12 protein-coding genes and 3 tRNA genes are annotated in these 17,964 nt (G+C 69.5%); 11 read left to right on the top strand and 4 right to left on the bottom strand.

Annotated features, from left to right (window positions below):
• Window positions 1-946, bottom strand: a 946-nt coding sequence (locus tag AC5WRT_RS37580) for a glycoside hydrolase family 16 protein (RefSeq protein ID WP_496097947.1), incomplete at its 3' end; no start/stop codon positions are given.
• A gap of 617 nt (window positions 947-1,563) precedes the next feature.
• On the opposite strand from AC5WRT_RS37580, the gene AC5WRT_RS37575 reads away from it, so the two are divergent.
• The 9 genes from AC5WRT_RS37575 to AC5WRT_RS37535 all read left to right on the top strand — a co-directional run bounded on the left by AC5WRT_RS37575 (window position 1,564) and on the right by AC5WRT_RS37535 (window position 15,193).
• The gene (locus tag AC5WRT_RS37575) at window positions 1,564-2,868 is read left to right on the top strand and encodes an ABC transporter substrate-binding protein (protein WP_496097946.1); all 1,305 of its coding nucleotides are present in this window, start codon (window positions 1,564-1,566) and stop codon (window positions 2,866-2,868) included.
• A gap of 139 nt (window positions 2,869-3,007) precedes the next feature.
• A complete protein-coding gene (locus AC5WRT_RS37570) occupies window positions 3,008-3,955 on the top strand; it encodes a carbohydrate ABC transporter permease (RefSeq protein ID WP_496097945.1) in 948 nt (315 codons plus the stop codon).
• Window positions 3,952-4,857 (top strand): carbohydrate ABC transporter permease, encoded by a 906-nt coding sequence (locus AC5WRT_RS37565; protein ID WP_496101045.1) that lies wholly within the window; start codon window positions 3,952-3,954, stop codon window positions 4,855-4,857. The genes AC5WRT_RS37570 and AC5WRT_RS37565 overlap by 4 nt, the downstream gene beginning before the upstream one ends.
• Window positions 4,858-5,144: 287 nt before the next feature.
• Window positions 5,145-6,548, top strand: a complete 1,404-nt coding sequence (locus AC5WRT_RS37560; RefSeq protein WP_496097943.1) for a GH1 family beta-glucosidase — start codon at window positions 5,145-5,147, stop codon at window positions 6,546-6,548.
• Between the two features lie 153 nt (window positions 6,549-6,701).
• Window positions 6,702-7,751, top strand: coding sequence for a LacI family DNA-binding transcriptional regulator (locus tag AC5WRT_RS37555; RefSeq protein ID WP_496097942.1), 1,050 nt, complete (start codon window positions 6,702-6,704; stop codon window positions 7,749-7,751).
• A gap of 1,580 nt (window positions 7,752-9,331) precedes the next feature.
• Complete coding sequence (locus AC5WRT_RS37550; protein ID WP_102911202.1) at window positions 9,332-9,658, top strand: CU044_2847 family protein; 327 nt, start codon at window positions 9,332-9,334, stop codon at window positions 9,656-9,658.
• Window positions 9,659-9,711: 53 nt separating this feature from the next.
• Window positions 9,712-13,737, top strand: coding sequence for an AAA family ATPase (locus AC5WRT_RS37545; protein WP_496101044.1), 4,026 nt, complete (start codon window positions 9,712-9,714; stop codon window positions 13,735-13,737).
• Between the two features lie 515 nt (window positions 13,738-14,252).
• Complete coding sequence (locus tag AC5WRT_RS37540) at window positions 14,253-14,750, top strand: type II toxin-antitoxin system Phd/YefM family antitoxin (RefSeq protein WP_496097940.1); 498 nt, start codon at window positions 14,253-14,255, stop codon at window positions 14,748-14,750.
• The gene (locus AC5WRT_RS37535) at window positions 14,747-15,193 is read left to right on the top strand and encodes a PIN domain-containing protein (RefSeq protein WP_496097939.1); all 447 of its coding nucleotides are present in this window, start codon (window positions 14,747-14,749) and stop codon (window positions 15,191-15,193) included. Before AC5WRT_RS37540 ends, AC5WRT_RS37535 begins: the two co-directional genes overlap by 4 nt.
• Before the next feature lie 311 nt (window positions 15,194-15,504).
• On the opposite strand, the gene AC5WRT_RS37530 is transcribed toward AC5WRT_RS37535, so the two are convergent.
• The 3 genes from AC5WRT_RS37530 to AC5WRT_RS37520 form a co-directional block, all read right to left on the bottom strand.
• Window positions 15,505-15,581 (bottom strand) — tRNA-Ile (locus AC5WRT_RS37530).
• 176 nt (window positions 15,582-15,757) lie between these two features.
• A tRNA-Asn gene (locus tag AC5WRT_RS37525) sits at window positions 15,758-15,830 on the bottom strand.
• Between the two features lie 6 nt (window positions 15,831-15,836).
• Window positions 15,837-15,909: transfer RNA gene (locus AC5WRT_RS37520), tRNA-Asn, on the bottom strand.
• Window positions 15,910-16,058: 149 nt separating this feature from the next.
• Between AC5WRT_RS37520 and AC5WRT_RS37515 the strand changes: the two genes are divergently transcribed.
• Together AC5WRT_RS37515 and AC5WRT_RS37510 are read left to right on the top strand one after the other, a co-directional pair.
• A complete protein-coding gene (locus AC5WRT_RS37515; RefSeq protein WP_496097938.1) occupies window positions 16,059-16,364 on the top strand; it encodes a YtxH domain-containing protein in 306 nt (101 codons plus the stop codon).
• Window positions 16,365-16,402: 38 nt separating this feature from the next.
• On the top strand, window positions 16,403-17,842 hold the full coding sequence (locus AC5WRT_RS37510; RefSeq protein ID WP_496097937.1) for an FGGY family carbohydrate kinase: 1,440 nt from the start codon (window positions 16,403-16,405) through the stop codon (window positions 17,840-17,842).
• Window positions 17,843-17,964 lie beyond the last annotated feature (122 nt).

The raw sequence follows: 17,964 nt of genomic DNA, 5'->3' as shown, positions 1-17,964 counted from the left end.
ACTGAAGGACCTGCACATAGTCGACCACCATCGGATGGCCGGGCTCGGTGGTGCCGGTGGGGCCGCCGCCGAACGCGTTCGGGAAGGCGCCACCCATCGCCACGTTCAGGATGACGAAGAACCCGTGGTTGGTGGCGTTGGCCCAGGTCGTCGCGTCCATCTGGTCCGCCGTGACGGTGTGGTAGTTGACGCCGTCGACGTAGAACCGGATCGCCTCCGGACTCACCGAGCGGTCCCACTCCATGGTGTAGGTGTGGAAGCCGGACTGGCACGTGGTGTTCGGGCACGAGGTGGAGTTGCCGATGCCGTTGGGCTCGTTGCACGGGCCGCCCGGGTTGGTGCCGCAGTGCATCGTCGCCCATGTGGTGTTCAGGCCCTGGACGTTCTCCATGACATCCAGCTCACCGATGCCCGGCCAATTCTGGTAGTTGCCCCGGAAGGGTGCGCCCAGCATCCAGAACGCGGGCCAGTAGCCCTTGGCGGCGGCGCCCGTGACGTTCGGCATCTGCAGGCGCGCCTCCACACGCAGCTTGCCGCCGGCCGGAGGCTGGAAGTCGGAGCGGGCGGTCTCGATACGGCCCGAGGTCCACTTGTTGGCGCTGCGGCGCGGGGTGATGAGCAGGTCGCCATTGCCGTCGAGCGCGACGTTGTTCGTGCTGGAGGTCATCGTCTCGACCTCGCCGGTGCCCCAGTTGGCGGGACCGCCCGGGTACGACGTCCCGGTGTCGTACTGCCACTTCGACGTGTCGACGCCGGAGCCGGCCGGGCCGTCGAAGTCGTCGAGGAAGACCTGGGTCCAGCCGGTCGGGGGAGCGGGGGCCGAGGCGTCCGCGGACGGCGCGGCGGCCATGGCGACGGCCACGGCGAGTCCCATCGTGCTGAGGACGGCGACGAGCGCCCGCCTCAGGGAACGCCGTTTACGGGAAATGCCGGAGGGATCACTCATGAGGGGCCTCTCGGGGTACGGGGAGTTGACGCGCGGGCATCGTGAGAGCGCTCTCAGGCGCTGAATGAGGGCTCAATGTGCTCTCCGCCGCTTCGGCTGTCAAGAGGTGAAACGGAGAGAGTCCTTCCGGGGAAGGGAGGGAGAAATCCGGTATGTCCGGCCGGAGGTGCCCAGAGGTCGGTCAGGCATCCCCCTACGGCTTGCGGCGCCCCAGATGGCTTTGCGCTTTCCGACCCCGACCGCACACGGACCCGCTGCGCATACCGACATGGCGGCACCGGGCCCGTCTGCCAGGGCTGCGCGATGCACGCCGTACGCAAGGGTGCCCGCACGACCATCCCCGCCGCAGCCGCATCCGGCACGGGTGCGGGAGGACGCTCCCCGTTCGCCTCCCGCCCAGTTCTCGCCGGACAAGCCCGCCCCGAACGTCGCCGACAGCGACCCCAGGGAGCCGGGGCCGGCTCGGCCCGATCCGTTACGCATTCGATTCTTGACGGGGCCTGCGCTGCTGCGGCAATCTCCTGGACACCGTCTGAGAGCGCTCTCAAAGGCTCTGGTCAAGGACGCTCTCAGCGTCTCACGCCCCGCATCCCGTCCCGAAGCCATGGGAGGCTTCCATGCCCATCTCCCGAGCCGTCAGGCGCACCACCCTCAGACTCGGGGCGGTCGCACTCGCCGGTGCTCTCCTCGCCGCCTGCGGGTCCGGTTCATCGGGTTCGTCCGCGAGCGACGGCGGCAAGGTCACGCTCACGGTCGACCTGTTCGGCACGTTCGGCTTCAAGGAAGCCGGCCTGTACGCGGAGTACGAGAAGCTCCATCCGAACGTCACGATCAAGGAGTCCAGCACCGAGCAGGAGAACGACTACTGGAAGGCGCTGCAGACCCGGCTCGCGGGCGGTGGTGGTCTCGCCGACATCCAGGGCATCGAGGTGGGCCGCATCGCCGCGGTCACCCAGCAGCAGGCCGACAAGTTCGAGGACCTGAACGCGTTCGGCGCCAAGAACCTCAAGAACGACTACTCCCCGGCCAAATGGGCGGCGGCCACCACGTCCGACGGCCGCACACTCGGCCTGGGCACCGACGTCGGCCCCGAGGCGATCTGCTACCGCACCGACCTGTTCAAGAAGGCCGGACTGCCCACCGACCGCAACGAACTGGCCAAGAAGTGGTCCACCTGGGACGGCTACCTCGAGCTGGGCAAGCAGTACCAGGCGAAGGCCGGCCCCAAGAGCCACTGGATGGACAGCGTCGGCAGCCTCTACTCCCTGGTCGTCGGCCAGCAGAAGGAGCGCTACTACGACGCCTCCGGAAAGCTCGTCTACAAGGACAACCCGGCCGTGAAGTCGGCCTGGGACACCTCGGTCAAGGCCGCCGAGGAGGGCCTGAGCGCCAAGCTCACCCAGTGGACGCCCGGCTGGAACCAGGCGTTCAGCAGCGGGTCCTTCGCCACCATCGGCTGCCCCGCCTGGATGCTGGGCTACATCAAGGGCCAGGCCGGCAACGCCGGCCAGGGCACGTGGGATGTCGCCCCGCTGCCCGGCGGGGTCGCGGGCAACTGGGGCGGCTCGTACCTGGCCATCCCCAAGGGCTCGCCGCACGCGAAGGAGGCGTACGAGCTCATCAAGTGGCTGACGGCGGCACCGCAGCAGGAGAAGCTCTTCAAGAAGCAGGGCAGCTTCCCCTCCAGCCTCGGTGCCATCGAGGCGGTCAAGGACGTCAGGGACGCCTACTTCAGCAACGCCCCGACCGGCGAGATCTTCGGCAAGGCCGCCCAGGCCTCGCCCGTGCAGGTGCTGGGCGTGCATGACGCCGATGTGACGCAGCAGATCATCAACGCCCTGAACGAGGTCGAGCAGAAGGGCACCAGCGCCGGCACCGCCTGGAGCCACGCGGAGAAGGGCGTCGAGAACGCGGTCGGCTGACCCCCTCCCGGGCGCGAAGGACCTTTCCCGACTTGTCACCGGTCCTTCGCGCCCCGTCCTCGAGGCACCTGCCCTGCCGCTCCCCCCGGACCTCCTCCCCCCGCCTGCCCCCGACCTGCCCCGACCGAAGGTCTCGCCCATGACCCTGACCGCCACCGCCCCGGCGCGGACCACGCGACCGCCGACCCCCCTGCGGAGGTGCCTGGCCCGGCTGTCGCCGTACGCGTACGTCGCACCGTTCTTCACCCTGTTCGCCGCCTTCGGGCTGTTCCCGCTGCTCTACACCGCGTACGTCTCCCTCTACCGCGTCGAGCTCCAGACGCCGGGGCAGATGGAGTGGCGGGGCCTGGACAACTACACCTCGCTCTTCGGCGACGAGTACTTCTGGACCGCGCTGCGCAACACCTTCACCATCGGCGTGATCTCCACCGTGCCGCAGTTGATGACGGCGATCGGCCTGGCCCACCTGCTCAACTACAAGCTGCGCGGCCGCACCCTGTTCCGCGTGACCATGCTGCTGCCGTACGCCACGTCCGTGGCCGCGGCCACCCTGGTCTTCGCCCAGCTCTTCGGCCGCGACTTCGGGCTCATCAACTATCTGCTCGGCCTGGTCGGCATCCACCCGGTCGACTGGCAGTCCGGCACGGTCGCCTCCCAGATTGCCGTCTCCACCATCGTCACCTGGCGCTGGACCGGCTACAACGCGCTGATCTACCTCGCCGGAATGCAGTCCATCCCGGCCGACCTGTACGAGGCCGCCGAGCTGGACGGTGCCTCCCGGTGGAGGCAGTTCCTGCACGTCACGCTGCCCGGCCTGCGCCCCACCATCCTGTTCACCATCGTGGTGTCCACGATCGGCGCCACCCAGCTGTTCGGCGAGCCGCTGCTGTTCGAGGGCAGCATCTCCGGCGGCATCTCCCACCAGTACCAGACCCTCGGCCTCTACATGTACGAACAGGGCTGGGGCTTCTTCCACCTCGGCCGCGCCGCCGCCATCGCCTGGGTGATGTTCCTCCTGATCGTGCTCCTGGTGCTGGTCAACACCGCCCTCGCCCGCCGCCGCAGCGGTAAGGAGACCAAGCGATGACCGCACTCGCCACGCCACGGCGCACCAAGACGACCGCCGGGCCCTCCCGACCTGCCTTCCGCCCGGGCGGGGGGCGGGCGGGAGGCCAGCACCACGGGGGCCGTCTCGCCTACGTGATCCTCATCGCCGCCGCACTGGTCTCCGCGTTCCCCTTCTACTGGACGATCGTGGCGGCCACACGCTCCAACGCGGACCTGGCGAAGTCTCCGCCGGCGCTGCTGCCGGGCGGCAACCTGATCCGCAACTTCCAGCAGGTGCTTCAGCAGGCCGACATCGGCAAGGCGCTGCTCAATTCCCTGATCGTCTCGGGGTCGGTGACCGTGGGGACCGTGCTGTGCTCGACGCTGGCCGGCTTCGCCTTCGCCAAGCTGCACTTCCGGGGCCGCAACGCGCTCCTCGCGCTCACGATCGGCACGATGATGATTCCGCCGCAGCTCGGCGTGATCCCGCTGTTCATGGTCGTCGCCAAGCTGCACTGGGTGAACCAGCTCCAGGCCGTCATCCTGCCCGGACTCGTGTCCGCCTTCGGCGTGTTCTTCATGCGGCAGTACCTCGTGCAGGCGCTGCCCGACGAGCTGATCGAGGCGGGCCGCGTCGACGGCGCGTCCACAGCGCGGATCTTCTGGAGCATCGTCGTCCCCGTCGCGCGGCCCGGCATGGCCGTGCTCGCGATGCTCACCTTCATGGCCTCGTGGAACGACTTCTTCTGGCCGATCATCGCCCTGACCTCGCAGGAACCGACGGTCCAGGTCGCCCTGCGGCAGCTCGGCGGGGGTTACGTCCACGACCAGTCCGTCATCATGGCCGGCACCCTGCTGGGCACCCTGCCCGTGCTCCTCGTCTTCGGCCTGCTGGGCCGGCAGATCGTGGGCGGCATCATGCAGGGCGCCGTGAAGGGGTAGGCGCAGCTCCCCCGCGCCACCGTGTGCGGGCGCGTCGCGCTCGCCCCGGACGGCTCCCGGTCCACCGACCTGTGCCCCCGGCGCGGTCGATCCGCGCCGCCTGCCGCGCCGGAACCAGGCGGACATCGACCGGGGGCCGCACCGTACCCGTCCGCCTGCGCTCCCGGCCCCGGACAACCGGACCGGCGCCCCCATGACCCCGCAGGGCCGAAGACGCCCCATGACCGCCACAGGGCTGAGGAAAAGCCCCGGTCACCACCATCCGCAACGACCACGATGGAGCCCCGATGACCACCATCGCCCCCCACACCGCGACCGCCGCGGCGGTGACGTTCCCACCGGCGTTCCGCTGGGGCGCCGCCACCGCCGCCTACCAGATCGAAGGAGCAGCGGACGAGGACGGCCGGACCCCGTCCATCTGGGACACGTTCAGCAGGACGCCGGGCAAAGTACGCAACGGCGACACCGGGGACATCGCGGCCGACCACTACCACCGCATGCGTGAGGACGTCGCGCTCATGGCCGACCTGGGCCTGACGGACTACCGCTTCTCCGTGTCCTGGCCCCGCGTCCAGCCGACGGGGCGCGGCCCGGCGTCCCGGAAAGGCCTCGACTTCTACCGTGCCCTGGTCGACGAGCTCCTCGCCAAGAACATCCGCCCTGTGCTGACGCTCTACCACTGGGACCTCCCGCAGGAACTCGAGGACGCAGGCGGGTGGCCCCAGCGCGACACGGCGCAGCGGTTCGCCGACTACACCGCGCTCGTGGCGGAGGCGCTCGGCGACCGCGTACGGACCTGGACGACTCTGAACGAGCCGTGGTGCGCGGCGTTCCTCGGCTATGCCGAAGGCGTCCACGCCCCGGGCCGCACCGAGCCGGAGGCGGCGCTGCGCGCGGCACACCACCTGAACCTGGCCCACGGCCTGGCCGTCGGCGTGCTGCGTGAGCAGGCCCACCCGTCGGCCGAGGTGTCACTGACGCTGAACCTCGCCGCGGTCCGCCGACTGAGCGACAGCCCCGCAGACACGGACGCGGCACGGCGCAGCGACGCGCTGGCCAACCGGATCTTCCTGGACCCCGTCTTCCACGGCCGCTACCCGGAGGACCTGCGGGCGGACACCGCGCGGCTCACGGACTGGTCCTTCGTGCGGGACGGCGACCTGCCGGTCGTCTCCCGCCCCGTCGACAGCCTCGGCATCAACTACTACACCCCGACCGTGGTCGCCGCCGGCTCCCACCCCCTGCCCTCACCCTGGCCGGCCGCGCAGGACCACGCGCGGTTCGTACCCGCGCCGGGCCCACGCACCGCCATGGAGTGGCCGGTGGACGCCGAGGGCCTGTACGAGCTGCTGACCCGGCTGCGGGACGAACTACCGGACACCCCACTGCTCGTCACCGAGAACGGCGCCGCCTACGACGACTGCGCCGACCCCAGCGGAGCCGTCCACGACCCCGAGCGGATCACCTACCTCCGGGCGCATCTCGAGGCCGTGCACCGGGCGATGGCGGCCGGCGCGGACGTCCGCGGCTACTTCGTGTGGTCGCTGCTGGACAACTTCGAGTGGGCCTACGGCTACGGCAAGCGATTCGGCATAGTGCATGTGGACTACGCCAGCCAGCGCCGCACGCCGAAGGACAGCGCCCGCTGGTACGCGCATGTGGTGGCTCACGGCAGGTTGCCGCAGGACTGACCGCCGCCGGGTGCCGGGGTACCGCGCCACGCTCACCGGATCCGACCGGTCGGACACCTCCCCCAGGATTGATTGGTGAGAGCGCTCTCCATCGATGGGCTCTCACCCGGTCACGCGGGAGCTACGCTGTTCCCGTCCCGAGAGGAGTGCTCCTTGTCCGACCAGAACTCCGTACCCCGCCCCACCCTGGAAGCCGTCGCCGAACGGGCCGGCGTCTCCCGGGCCACCGTCTCCCGTGTCGTCAACGGAGGCAGCGGCGTGCGCGAGGCCCTGGTGGAGAAGGTCCGCCGCGCTGTGGAGGAACTGGGGTACGTACCGAACCACGCGGCCCGCACGCTGGTCACCCGGCGCACCGGGGCCATCGCCGTCATCGTCGCCGAGCCGGAGATCAAGGTCTTCTCCAACCCGTTCTTCGCCGAACAACTGCTCGGCATCAGCCGTGAACTGGCCAGCCACGACCTTCAACTCGTGCTGCTGCTGGTCGAGGGCCCGGCCGACTACGACCGCGTGGGCCGGTATCTCGCCGGCGGCCACGCGGACGGCGCCGTGCTGTTCTCCCTGCACAACGAGGACCCCCTGCCCGCCATCACCCGCCGAGTGGGGATTCCGACCGTCTTCGGCGGCCGCCCCGGGTGGCCGGGGGCGGAAGCGGACCGCAGCATCCTGTACGTCGACTCCGACAACCGCGGCGGCGCCCGCGAGGCCGTGCGCCATCTCATCACGCTGGGACGTTCACGCATCGCGACCATCACCGGGCCGATGGACCAGACGGCCTCCGTGGACCGGCTCGACGGCTACCACGACATGCTGATGGACGCCGACCCGGAACTCATCGCCGAAGGGGACTTCACGGAAGCGGGCGGCGCACGGGCAATGGCCGAGCTGCTGGACCGCGTCCCGGACCTGGACGCCGTCTTCGTCGCCTCCGACCTCATGGCCTGCGGAGCACTGCGCGTCCTGCGGGAGCGCGGGCGCCGGGTGCCGGAGGACGTCGCGGTCGTCGGCTTCGACGACATGGTCAAGGTGGCCGAGCTGACCGACCCCCCGCTGACCACGGTCCGTCAGGAGATCGAGGAAATCGGCCGGCTGATGGTACGGCTGCTGCTGCGCAGTCTCGACCAACCGGCGAAGGAGGCCGGCGCCGGCCGCCCCCCGTCCTCCGTGATCACCCCGACCCGGCTGATCCGCCGGGGCACCGCGTGACCCCCGCCGACGCGCCAGCGGTCGGCCTCGGACAGGTACTGGCACGGCCCGGCCGGTACGGGCTTACGGGAGACCGATCCGTGTACTGCCAAGGCAGTGCGCCCGCCGGGATGTCGCCTGCCCCGTGCCGCCCCGGCCCGTCGGCGCGGGCCCAGCCATCCCCCCTCACGATGCACTGATCAGTGAAGGATCAGTAAAGACCGGTAAGTCGACCCTGGCCACGTGGCTGCACCGTCTGGATGTCGAGCTCCTGAAGTACGTACCGGACGCACGGGCGGACGCCGCGGTGCCACCGGAGCCCCGCTCGGCGAGCGAACGGGCCGAACACCTGCAGCGCCCGGCTCGGTGGTCGTGGCGCTGCCCCTCCCGCTGCCCGCGCTGCAGACGCCGAGGCTCTGGCCGCCCCCGGGGACGCCGGCTCCACTACGGGCCCACCGTGCAGCCCTCCGCACGGCTACGGTCCCCTCTCGCCCTTCGTCACCGATCCCCCTCCGGCTTCTCCATCTGCCGCACGGCGACGACTTTGTGCCGGGAGAGAGACCTTGTGCGGCCCTGTCCGCGAACCTCTTCTCGACGACGGCCCTGCGGCACCCGCCCGATGCGCCATGCTTGGAGGCCGTACGGCACAGCGCGTCTCGCCCAGCCTGTCGGCGCGAAGCGCGGCGTTTCCCTCGACGAGCTGCACTGATCAGTGAGGTCCGGTAAGTCGACCCTCGCAGCATGGCTCCACCGCCTCGGCGCCGAACACCTGGAGCAGGTACTCGCGGCACGGCTGGATGCCGTGGCCCCGCCGGAGCCCCGCTCGGTGAGCGAACCGGCCGAACGCCTGATACGCCCGGGCTCGGTCGCCCTCGCGCTGCCCCGACTCCCGCTGCCTGCCCTGCGGGCAGCCGAGGCACTGGCGGCACTGAGTGCGCCGACGTCTCGGGAGGCCTCTTATGACCTCCTCTGCTTGACATTCGACATCTCAAGCCGAAGAGAGGCCGGAGAGCGGTGTCCGGCAGGCTGGGGCGAGGTGGACAGCGACGGCGCCGGCGGTCAGGCCGCCCGGCTTCCTGCAGCCGCTCCGTTTCCCTCGCGTCCCCTGCGCGTCCCCTGGATCTCGCTTTCCGGCTGCACCGCGTAACCTCCAGCAGTGGAGCTTGTTCTGGATCGCCGCAGGTCAGAGCCTTGACAAGGGCGTCAGGGCGCCCGCCGTGACACAGCAGGTCAGCGGTGTGCAGCCCCCTTCGCACCTGCGCGTGCTGCGTGTCCACTACGGATGCACGGCAAGCCATGCGTGACGGCCACTGGGACCTCGCCGCGGGCAGGTGTGCAGGCAGAAGCCTGGTGCCTCGTGGGTGTCGAAAAGTCGAGCAGCGGAGTGCCTTTCCGGAGCAAAGCGCCACGAAGGCAATGCGTGGCCGGCGACTGAAGAAGGGTGCCGAAAGCCGCCATGCAAGAACGTGCCGCTGGGCACTTGGAGTGCGCCTGCCCAAAGACCAAGCTCGACGGCGGGCTGACCGCCTCCCCCATTCGCGCAGCGGTAGGCCCGAAGGGCACAATGCCTGTCAATCAAGTGAGAAACAGGGGGAGCTGACGTGACAACGCAGCAGGTCTCGTACGCACTTGACGACGAGACCGTTGTGCGATTCGAGATCGAGGAGACGGACACCTTCAGACCGGTGGGGGCGGAAGAGGTGGTAGGTAGGGTCCGCGAAGCCGTGCGACCAGCCGTGGAGGCCGCGCGTGCTGTCCTGGACCGAGTGCGGGAGGTACGCCCGGCCGAGGTGGAGGTCAAGTTCGGCGTGAAAGCCACCGGAACGGCGCAGTGGTTGGTGGCCAAGGCCGCCACCGAGGCAAACTTCGAGATCACCCTCGTCTGGCGACCCGGCGAGACATCGAACGCGGCCCCCGACAGCCCGTGAACGCGTCCATGGGCACCGGTCCGCGCCCGGGCAACGACCCTTGGGTCGCGGCAGTGCACGCCGACGAGCATGACGACCGTCCCTTGGGATCCGGGTTCCTCATCGATAGCCGGCGCGTAATGACCTGTGCCCACGTCGCCTGTCCCTCGTGGGACAAGGGCGCCGCGCTCTGGGTGGCCTTTCCCAAGTCTGACCAGCTCATGGACCGGCGGTTGCTGGTCAGCGAGGTGATCGCTCCGAGCCCTGAAGGCAGGCGGCGCACACAGGACGTCGCGATCCTGGTGCTCGCGGACAACATTCCCGATGAATGGGCGGCACCCTTACGCCGTCCCACCGCCGGAGACCTCGTGGGCGAGCCGTGGTGGTCTTTCGGCTTCCCTGACAGCGACGTCTTCGGCAACTCCTCCGACGGGGAGGTGGGAGAGAAGCTAGCTTACGGCTGGATCCGGCTGGACACCGCCTCGCGGTACCCAGTGCGCCCCGGCTACAGCGGCGCCGCCCTCTGGTCCCCCACTTATCAGGCTGTGGTCGGCATGGTGGGCCAGGCGAACAGCTCGGGGGACGCGCGTGCACTGACGTTCTTTCAGGCAGACAAGTGCCTTCCCGACCAAAAGTTGTCCGCCCTGACGGAGTGGTCGGCTCAAGATGCAGGTGAAAGCGCGCTCGCTGCCTGGGGCTGGACCCTGGAGGACGACCCCGAGGCCGGACGACACTGGAAGCCACGGGCGCGCGGTGTCAGCACGGATTCGGAGCGGGGTTTCCGGTTCCGCGGTCGCACCGCGGCCCTGACCGAGATCGTCGACTGGATCACCGCCGATGAGAAGCCCAGGCATGTCCTGGTGGTCACCGGATCCCCCGGGGTAGGAAAGTCGGCCGTGCTCGGGCGGGTCGTGACGTCTGCCGACACCGCCATCGCGGCAACTCTGCCCCAGGCGGACGACGCTGTACGCGCTCCCCTGGGCTCGGTGTCCTGCGCCGTTCACGCCAAGGGCAAGACCGCACTCGAAGTCGCCCGCGAGATTGCCCGCGCCGCTTCCGCGGCGATTCCGCAGGCTGTGAGCGATCTCGCCCCCGGCCTGCGGGCGGCGCTCACCGATGCCTCACGGTCGCCCTTCACCGTCGTCATTGACGCCCTCGACGAGGCCACCAGTGCCAAGCAGGCCCGGCTCATCGCCCGCCAGATCGCCGTTCCCCTCGCCGAAACATGCGCGGACCTGCGGGTGCGCATCCTGGTGGGCAGCCGGCGCCGGGACGACGAAGGAGACCTGCTCGCCGCCTTCGGCGAAGCCGCACGCGTTATCGACCTGGACGACCCCACGTTCTTCGAGGAAGCCGACCTCGCGGCGTACGCGCAGGCCACACTGCAACTGCTCGGCGATGAAAGAGAAGGCAACCCGTACGCCGACGACCGCGTGGCCCGCCCCGTCGCCGCCCGTATCGCCCAGTTGGCTGATGGCAACTTCCTGGTGGCAGGGCTGACGTCACGTGGCCGTGGATTGCGCGACACGGTCGCCGTGGCCCCGGCGGACATCTCGTTCACCCCCACGGTCACCGCGGCGCTGCACGAATACCTGGCACGGCTGCCCTCGGTTGATGGCATTGCCGCGGAAACGGTGCTCACTGCGCTCGCCTACGCCGAAGCCCCGGGATTACCGCTCCCCCTCTGGGGCGTCGCCATCTCGGCGCTGCATGGCACGCGTCCGACGGAGGACGGACTGCGCACGTTCGCTCGTTCGGCGGCCGCCAACTTCCTGATCGAAACTGGTGTCAACGACCAGAACACCGGGGTCTTCCGTCTCTTCCACCAGGCACTCGACGATGCACTCAGGCAGCCCCGCGTCAAGAGCGGAGCCACGGAGGGCGACGAACGCGCTCTCACTCGCGCCTTCATCGCCCACGGACGGGCGTGCGGCTGGGACAAGGCACCTGCATACCTTCTGCGTTCGCTGCCCCGGCACGCGTCGCGTGGCGAGGTCGTCGACGACCTGCTCGCCGACGCGTCGTACCCCCTCCACGCCGACCTGCGCCGGCTGATCCCCGTGGTGGGGCAAACGCGGACACCCGAGACGCGGGGGCATGCCCTGATTTTGCGTCAGACGCCCCTGGCCATCGACGCCGAGCCTGCGCAGCGTGCGGCGCTGTTCAGCGTCACCGAAGCCCAGGAGGGGCTCGGCCGCACCTATCAGGAGTACGCGGCCAGCAGCTCCTACCGGGCCGCGTGGGCGCAGGTCGCTCCGCAGGCCGAGGAAGCTGTCCTCGAAGGGCATATGGAAGAGGTCCGCGCAGTGTGCGGCCTCGTCGTCAGGGGACGTTCCGCGCTCGCCAGCGCAGCGGAGGACGGCACTCTGCGTCTGTGGGACCCGGTCCTGGCTCGGTTGACGCGAGTCCTGCGGCCCCGATTCGGAGGGATCAGGGCACTCTGGAAGTGCACGATCGACAACCATCCGCACCTGGCCATCGGCTCTGGAGACGCAGTACACCTATGGAATCCGGCGACAGACACCCGTGCCGGGCAGCTCCGCACCCTGAAAGGCCATGACGCCACGGTGTACGACCTCTGCCAACTTCAGGCAGGGGAGAGTAAATACTTGGCCACCGCCAGCGCAGACACGACGGTACGTCTCTGGGATCCCAACACTGGAGAATGCGTGCGGTTGATCACAGGGCACACCGACTGGGTCAACGCCGTGTGTAGCGTCCCGTCGCCTCACGGTGATCTGCTCGCCTCGGCAGGCGTCGACGCAACCGTGCTCATCTGGAATCCGCTCTCCACTGAGACGCCGTTGCACTTGCTGACCGGGCACAAGGAGGCGATCAACGCCATGTGCGCGATCGAGGTCGGTGGTCACGTGCTGCTGGCCACCGGCAGTGCGGATGCAACCATACGGCTATGGGACCCCGTGACGGGGAAAGTGGTGCGGACCCTCAGTCGCCGTGCAGAACCGGTGCTCAGGCTGTGCCCGCTGGAGGTGGAGGGCCAGTCACTGCTCGCCTTCACCACAGGCGACGCCATACAACTTTGGAATGCCGCTTCTGACGACGACGTCCTCACCCTGCGTGGACACAGCGACGACATCGGGGCGCTGTGCACGCTGCCCGTTCATGGACGCACGTTCCTCGCGAGCGGTGGTCTCGACCACACGGTGCGCCTTTGGGACCCGGCAAGGGTGCAGGTCAAGGAAGCCCATGCCGTCCACGCGGTGTGCGTGGTGTCTGTCGATGAACGCACAGTCCTTGTCACTGGCGGCGACGATGGAGTCCAGGTGCGAGACGTCGTCACAGGCCAAGTCGAACAGGTTCTGGACGGCCCGAGCGACTGCGTTCGCGCCTTGTGCCCGCTGATCCTCGACGACCGCGCCCTTGTGGCCGCTGCTGACGACGACCACTTCGTCGTCCTTTGGGACCTGAGATCAGCGGAGGTGTTCGGGGAGTACCGAGGACACACGGCTGCTGTTCACTCCATCTGCTCTCTGACGGTAAGCGGACGCACACTCCTCGCCAGCGCCAGCGCCGACTGCACCGTGCGCGTATGGGATCCCGAAACGGCAGAGACCATCCACATCCTGAGGCATCCCTATGGCGTGTACGCGGTGTGCGCCGTCGATGTCGACGGCGACCAACTGCTGGCTTCTGCCAGCGGTGGGCCTGACGGCCGGGTCTACCTGTGGGATCCCCTAACGGGCGACCGCACCGGACACCGTTGGCGCGCTTCGACGGCTGTTCTCACCATGTGTTCCTTCCGCATCGGCAAGCGATCGATCATCGCCGCCGCAACAGTAGACGGTGAGACGTGGCTCTGGGACGCCGCCACTGGGCAGTGCGTCCACAACTCCGAGGAACCCGGCCTGCGTCATACCAGCGCGATCAACGCCCTCCGCTCCGTCGAACACGCTGGTCGCACGCTGCTGGTCACAGCGAGCAGCGACCGGACAGTGTGTCTGTGGGATCCAGCCACCGGGACACAAGTCATGGAGATACCGGTCCGCCACGTCAGCCTAGCGGTGGCCTGGTACGAGGAGTTCCTGGTCGTAGGCCTCGACCGGGGGCTGCAGGTCCTCTCCCTCAACCTGGCATCCTGACCTTGGAGGCTACCGAGCACTCAGCTGAGTTCCGGACACTGGAGGACACCCCAGCCACCGCGAAGAGACCTACGTCAGGCGCTCAAGCAATCCATTCACTTGGCGCGCCCGGAACCGCCTGCCCAAGTCGCCCAGGTGACACCTTCCCCTCAGCGCCGCCCTGATCTCTGCGTCCCGCCAGCGACCCGCGCGAAGCGGAACGGATGTTCACCCTGTCGCGGATCCACGGTGTGATGCCCGGGCATAACGCCCAGGCGGCGCCCCAGGGCGCGAGGCAGCCGCACCGGTCCCGGAGTGCCGTCACCGGGAGGCTGACGTCGCGTTGTTGGTGGCCGCCTCCCCCGCACCGCCGATCGAGTGATCCGTGCTCGGCGCATTCGCATGACACCACCTCGACGGGACGGAGCTCTCCCGCAGCGGTCGCCGTCGTCAGGCACGTGCGTCCCGCTGCTGTGCCCCCTCCAAGACCGCCGCCACAGCAGTGAAGTCGTTGTCCACGGCGCTGCCCCCGCTGCGTGAGCTTCTTCTACCTGGACCAGACCCCGTCACGGCTGCAGTGGACCGCCCGGCTGCTGCCGCTGCACCACCTCGACACCGCACCGCTGGACACGCTCACCCCGCACCACGGCATCGCCGCACGCATCGCGCCCTCGGGGGCCCGGCCGCATTCGCCGCTGCGACCGCTGGACTCGCGTTTCAGCTGCTCCGCTGGGACACCAAATGAGCAGCACCGACCGTCGCCGACCCGCAAGAGTAGTAACATGTACTACATGGAGACCACTGCCCGCGAGTTCAACCAGAAGTCCTCACAGATCCTTGCCGCCGCGGCCCGCGGCGAGACCGTCACGGTCACCAAGAACGGCACCCCGGTGGCTCGGGTCGTACCGATAAGTGACGCTGACGTCCCCCCGTACCCGACCGACCCCATGGTCGACCTCGACCTGCCCGACCTCGGCCTGCCCGACCTCACCGACGACGAGATCGAGGACACGCTCAAGGGGATGGGCGCGTGACCCTGGTCGCCATCGCCGACACCAACGGCCTGTACCGCCTGCTCGACCCGAACCTCACCGGACACCAGGAGCACAGAAAGGCACTGGCAGCGACCAGCCACCTGGTCATCTCCCCCCTGGTTCTGGCCGAGTTGGACTACCTCATCGCGACACGCGCCGGAGCCCGCAAAGCTCTGGCGGCGGCCCGGTTCATCGAACGCAACGTGGCGACGCGCCGATTCGAGGTACCGCCTGTCAGCGCACACCTGAGCGCGGCGATCGCGGTCGCAGAGGGGTACGCCGACGCCGACGGCGGCAAAGGTGTCGGACTGACCGACGCCATGAACGTCGCCCTGGCCGCCGCCTACCGCACCGACGCCCTGCTCACCAGCGACCATCACTTCCGCATGGTCCGTCCCCTGACCGGCCATCCCGCCTTCCGGCTCCTACCCGACGACCTGTAGGCCGCACCGCTGGGGCTCGCCGGGCGGCGTGGCGGCTCCGTTCCTGCTCGACCCAGCCACACCGCTCTGCACACGGCTCCAGGCCCTCCGTCCACTATGCGTCCACTGGATCTTGGGGCACGGAGACCGCGAGGTGATTTCCAGCGCATCCGATCTCTCGTATCGCCGCAGGCCAGAGGCCGTACCTGGATTGGTCAGATCACTCTCGGCGGCTTCCGACAGTGCCCCTGGGCAGCGGATTCTCTCCGTTGGGCCGGAGTTCATGATCTCCCTGCCGAGAAAAGACGTTTCCGCAGGTCACAGACCTGCACTGGTGGGGCGGGTGGGACTCGAACCCACGGCCGACGGATTATGAGTCCGCTGCTCTAACCGGCTGAGCTACCGCCCCATAGCGGCGTGTCGCGTACATGTGTGCGCGCCGTCTGCCGCAGCATAGCCGCTCATACGATCTCCTGCTTCGGAAGACCGTCTTCCGCGCTGCTCACGACCTTGAGGACAGCGGCGCAGGCCCGGCGGTTCCCGCAGGCATGAAAAAGGACCCCGAAGGGGCCCTCGTTCACCGCGCTCCCCCGACTGGACTCGAACCAGTAACCTGCCGGTTAACAGCCGGCTGCTCTGCCAATTGAGCTACGGAGGACCGAAGCTCCCCCGACTGGACTCGAACCAGTAACCTGCCGGTTAACAGCCGGCTGCTCTGCCAATTGAGCTACGGAGGATCGCCTCGATTGCATCGAACGTACCTGTCTGGGTATTCGCCAGGGGGCGGGCGTTCGCTGCGACACATACATTAGCGCAAGCAGGGGGGTGCTCCGCCAATCGGCCGCCCCGCGGCACCGCAGTCCTAGGCAAGGGAAGGGTGGCAGCCATGCGCTACCGGCTCACGTTCGTCGCCGGACTGGCCCTCGGTTACGTACTCGGCACGAGGGCCGGACGCGAGCGGTACGAGCAGCTGAAGAAGTCCGCTCAGCGGATCGCGCAGAACCCCGCCGTGCGCAACACGGCCGAGACCGCCGCCCAGCAGGGCCGCCAGTACGCCGGCAAGGCCTTCCACACGGTCAGCCACAAGGTCGGGGACCGGGTTCCCGAGACCGTGGCGCAGCGCGTCAGGTCCCTGCGGGAGCGGAACCTGAACGGCACGCCCGAGGACGACTGGGGCACCAGCGACACGTAGGCGACGAGCACCCCCGCCGATGCTGCAAAATTCGGTGCATGGGGATAGTCGCCGGCTTGGACAGCGCACCGGACTTCACACGCATCGTGGTCTGTGACACCGACACCGGTGCCGTGCTACGGCAGGGGTACGCCCCGCACCCGGTGGAGGGCCGGCCCAGCGACGTGGATCCGCAGGCCTGGCTGCTCTCCCTCGGCGAGGCGGCAGGCGGCGGACTGCTGGAGGGCGTGCAGGCCATCGGCGTGTCGGCCCAGCAGAACGCGCTGATCCCGCTGGACGCCCAGGGCAACACCGTGCGCCCGGCACTGGTCGGCGGGGACAAGCGGGCGCAGGTCGCGGCGGCGGATCTCGTCGACGCGCTCGGCGGTCGGGAGGCGTGGGCGCAGGCCGTGGGGTGCGTGCCGTCGGCCGCGCAGCCGGTCACCAAGCTGCGCTGGCTCGCCAAGAGCGAGCCGGAGAACGCCCGCAGGACGGCCGTACTGCTGCAGGCGCACGACTGGCTGGTCTGGCAGCTGCTCGGTCGGCCGGTGCGCAGGACCACCGACCGCGGTGGCGCTTCCGGCACCGGGTACTGGTCGGCAGCGACCGGCGCCTACCGGCCCGACCTGGTCGAGTTGGCGCTCGGGCACCAGGCGATGCTTCCGGAGGTGATCGGCCCGTCGGACGCGGCCGGTACGACCCCGGAGGGGCTGCTGATCTCCGCCGGGACCGGGGAGACCATGGCCGCCGCGTTCGGGCTCGGGATCGCGCTGGGCGATGCCGTCGTCTCGCTCGGGGCGTCCGGCTCGGTGATGGCCGTCCACCCCGAGGCGCTCGCCGACCAGTCCGGGATGATCACCTCCCTCGCCGACGCCACCGGCATGCACCTGCCGGTCGTCACCACCCTCAACGCCGTACGGACCCTGCGCGGGACCGCCGAACTCCTCGGGCTGCCGGACCTGGAGAGCCTGTCGGAGCTGGCGACGAAGTCCACGCCGGGCGCGCACGGACTGGTCCTGCTCCCCTATCTGGAGGGCGAGCGGACGCCGAACCTGCCGCACACCGCGGGGACCCTCGCGGGGCTGCGGCGGGAGTCGATGAAGCCCGAGCATCTGGCGCGGGCCGCGTTCGAGGGCATGCTGTGCGGGCTCGGCGACGCGCTGGACGTGCTGCGCGGGCGGGGCGTGGACGTGCGGCGGATCTTCCTGCTCGGCCCGGCCGCGGAGCTGCCCGCCGTGCAGGCCTCGGCGCCCTCGCTGTTCGGCGCGCAGGTCGTCGTGCCGCAGCCCGCGGACTACGCGGCGATCGGCGCGGCCCGGCAGGCGGCCTGGGCGCTCGGCGTGTCGCAGGGCACCCTCGACCCGCGGACGCCCCCGGCCTGGCAGGGCGCGGCGGCGCAGGTGCTGGAGCCGGGCGACGAGTTGGCCGTGGGACAGGCGGTGCGGCAGCAGTTCACGGCGGTACGGGAGCAGACCCACCCGGGCGCGTTCCGCTCCTAGGGCGTGTTTCGAAAGGAGCGTCGTCCGCCCGGAGGGCGGGGTCCGCGGCGTCTGGTGCGGTGCATCGCAAGGCGGAGGGTCGTCCTCGTACCGGGCGTACGGGGACGATCCCGACAACGCTG

The organism is Streptomyces sp. NTD91, from assembly GCF_059510455.1.
The sequence above is the reverse complement of the archived record's forward strand: the minus strand, read 5'-3'. Positions and strand labels throughout refer to the sequence as shown.

What these genes read in the sequence shown, in the direction of transcription:
- AC5WRT_RS37575 (WP_496097946.1), top strand. Translation starts at nt 1,564, where the DNA reads ATGCCCATCTCCCGAGCCGTCAGGCGCACCACCCTCAGACTCGGGGCG.
- AC5WRT_RS37570 (WP_496097945.1), top strand. Translation starts at nt 3,008, where the DNA reads ATGACCCTGACCGCCACCGCCCCGGCGCGGACCACGCGACCGCCGACC.
- AC5WRT_RS37565 (WP_496101045.1), top strand. Translation starts at nt 3,952, where the DNA reads ATGACCGCACTCGCCACGCCACGGCGCACCAAGACGACCGCCGGGCCC.
- AC5WRT_RS37560 (WP_496097943.1), top strand. Translation starts at nt 5,145, where the DNA reads ATGACCACCATCGCCCCCCACACCGCGACCGCCGCGGCGGTGACGTTC.
- AC5WRT_RS37515 (WP_496097938.1), top strand. Translation starts at nt 16,059, where the DNA reads ATGCGCTACCGGCTCACGTTCGTCGCCGGACTGGCCCTCGGTTACGTA.
- AC5WRT_RS37510 (WP_496097937.1), top strand. Translation starts at nt 16,403, where the DNA reads ATGGGGATAGTCGCCGGCTTGGACAGCGCACCGGACTTCACACGCATC.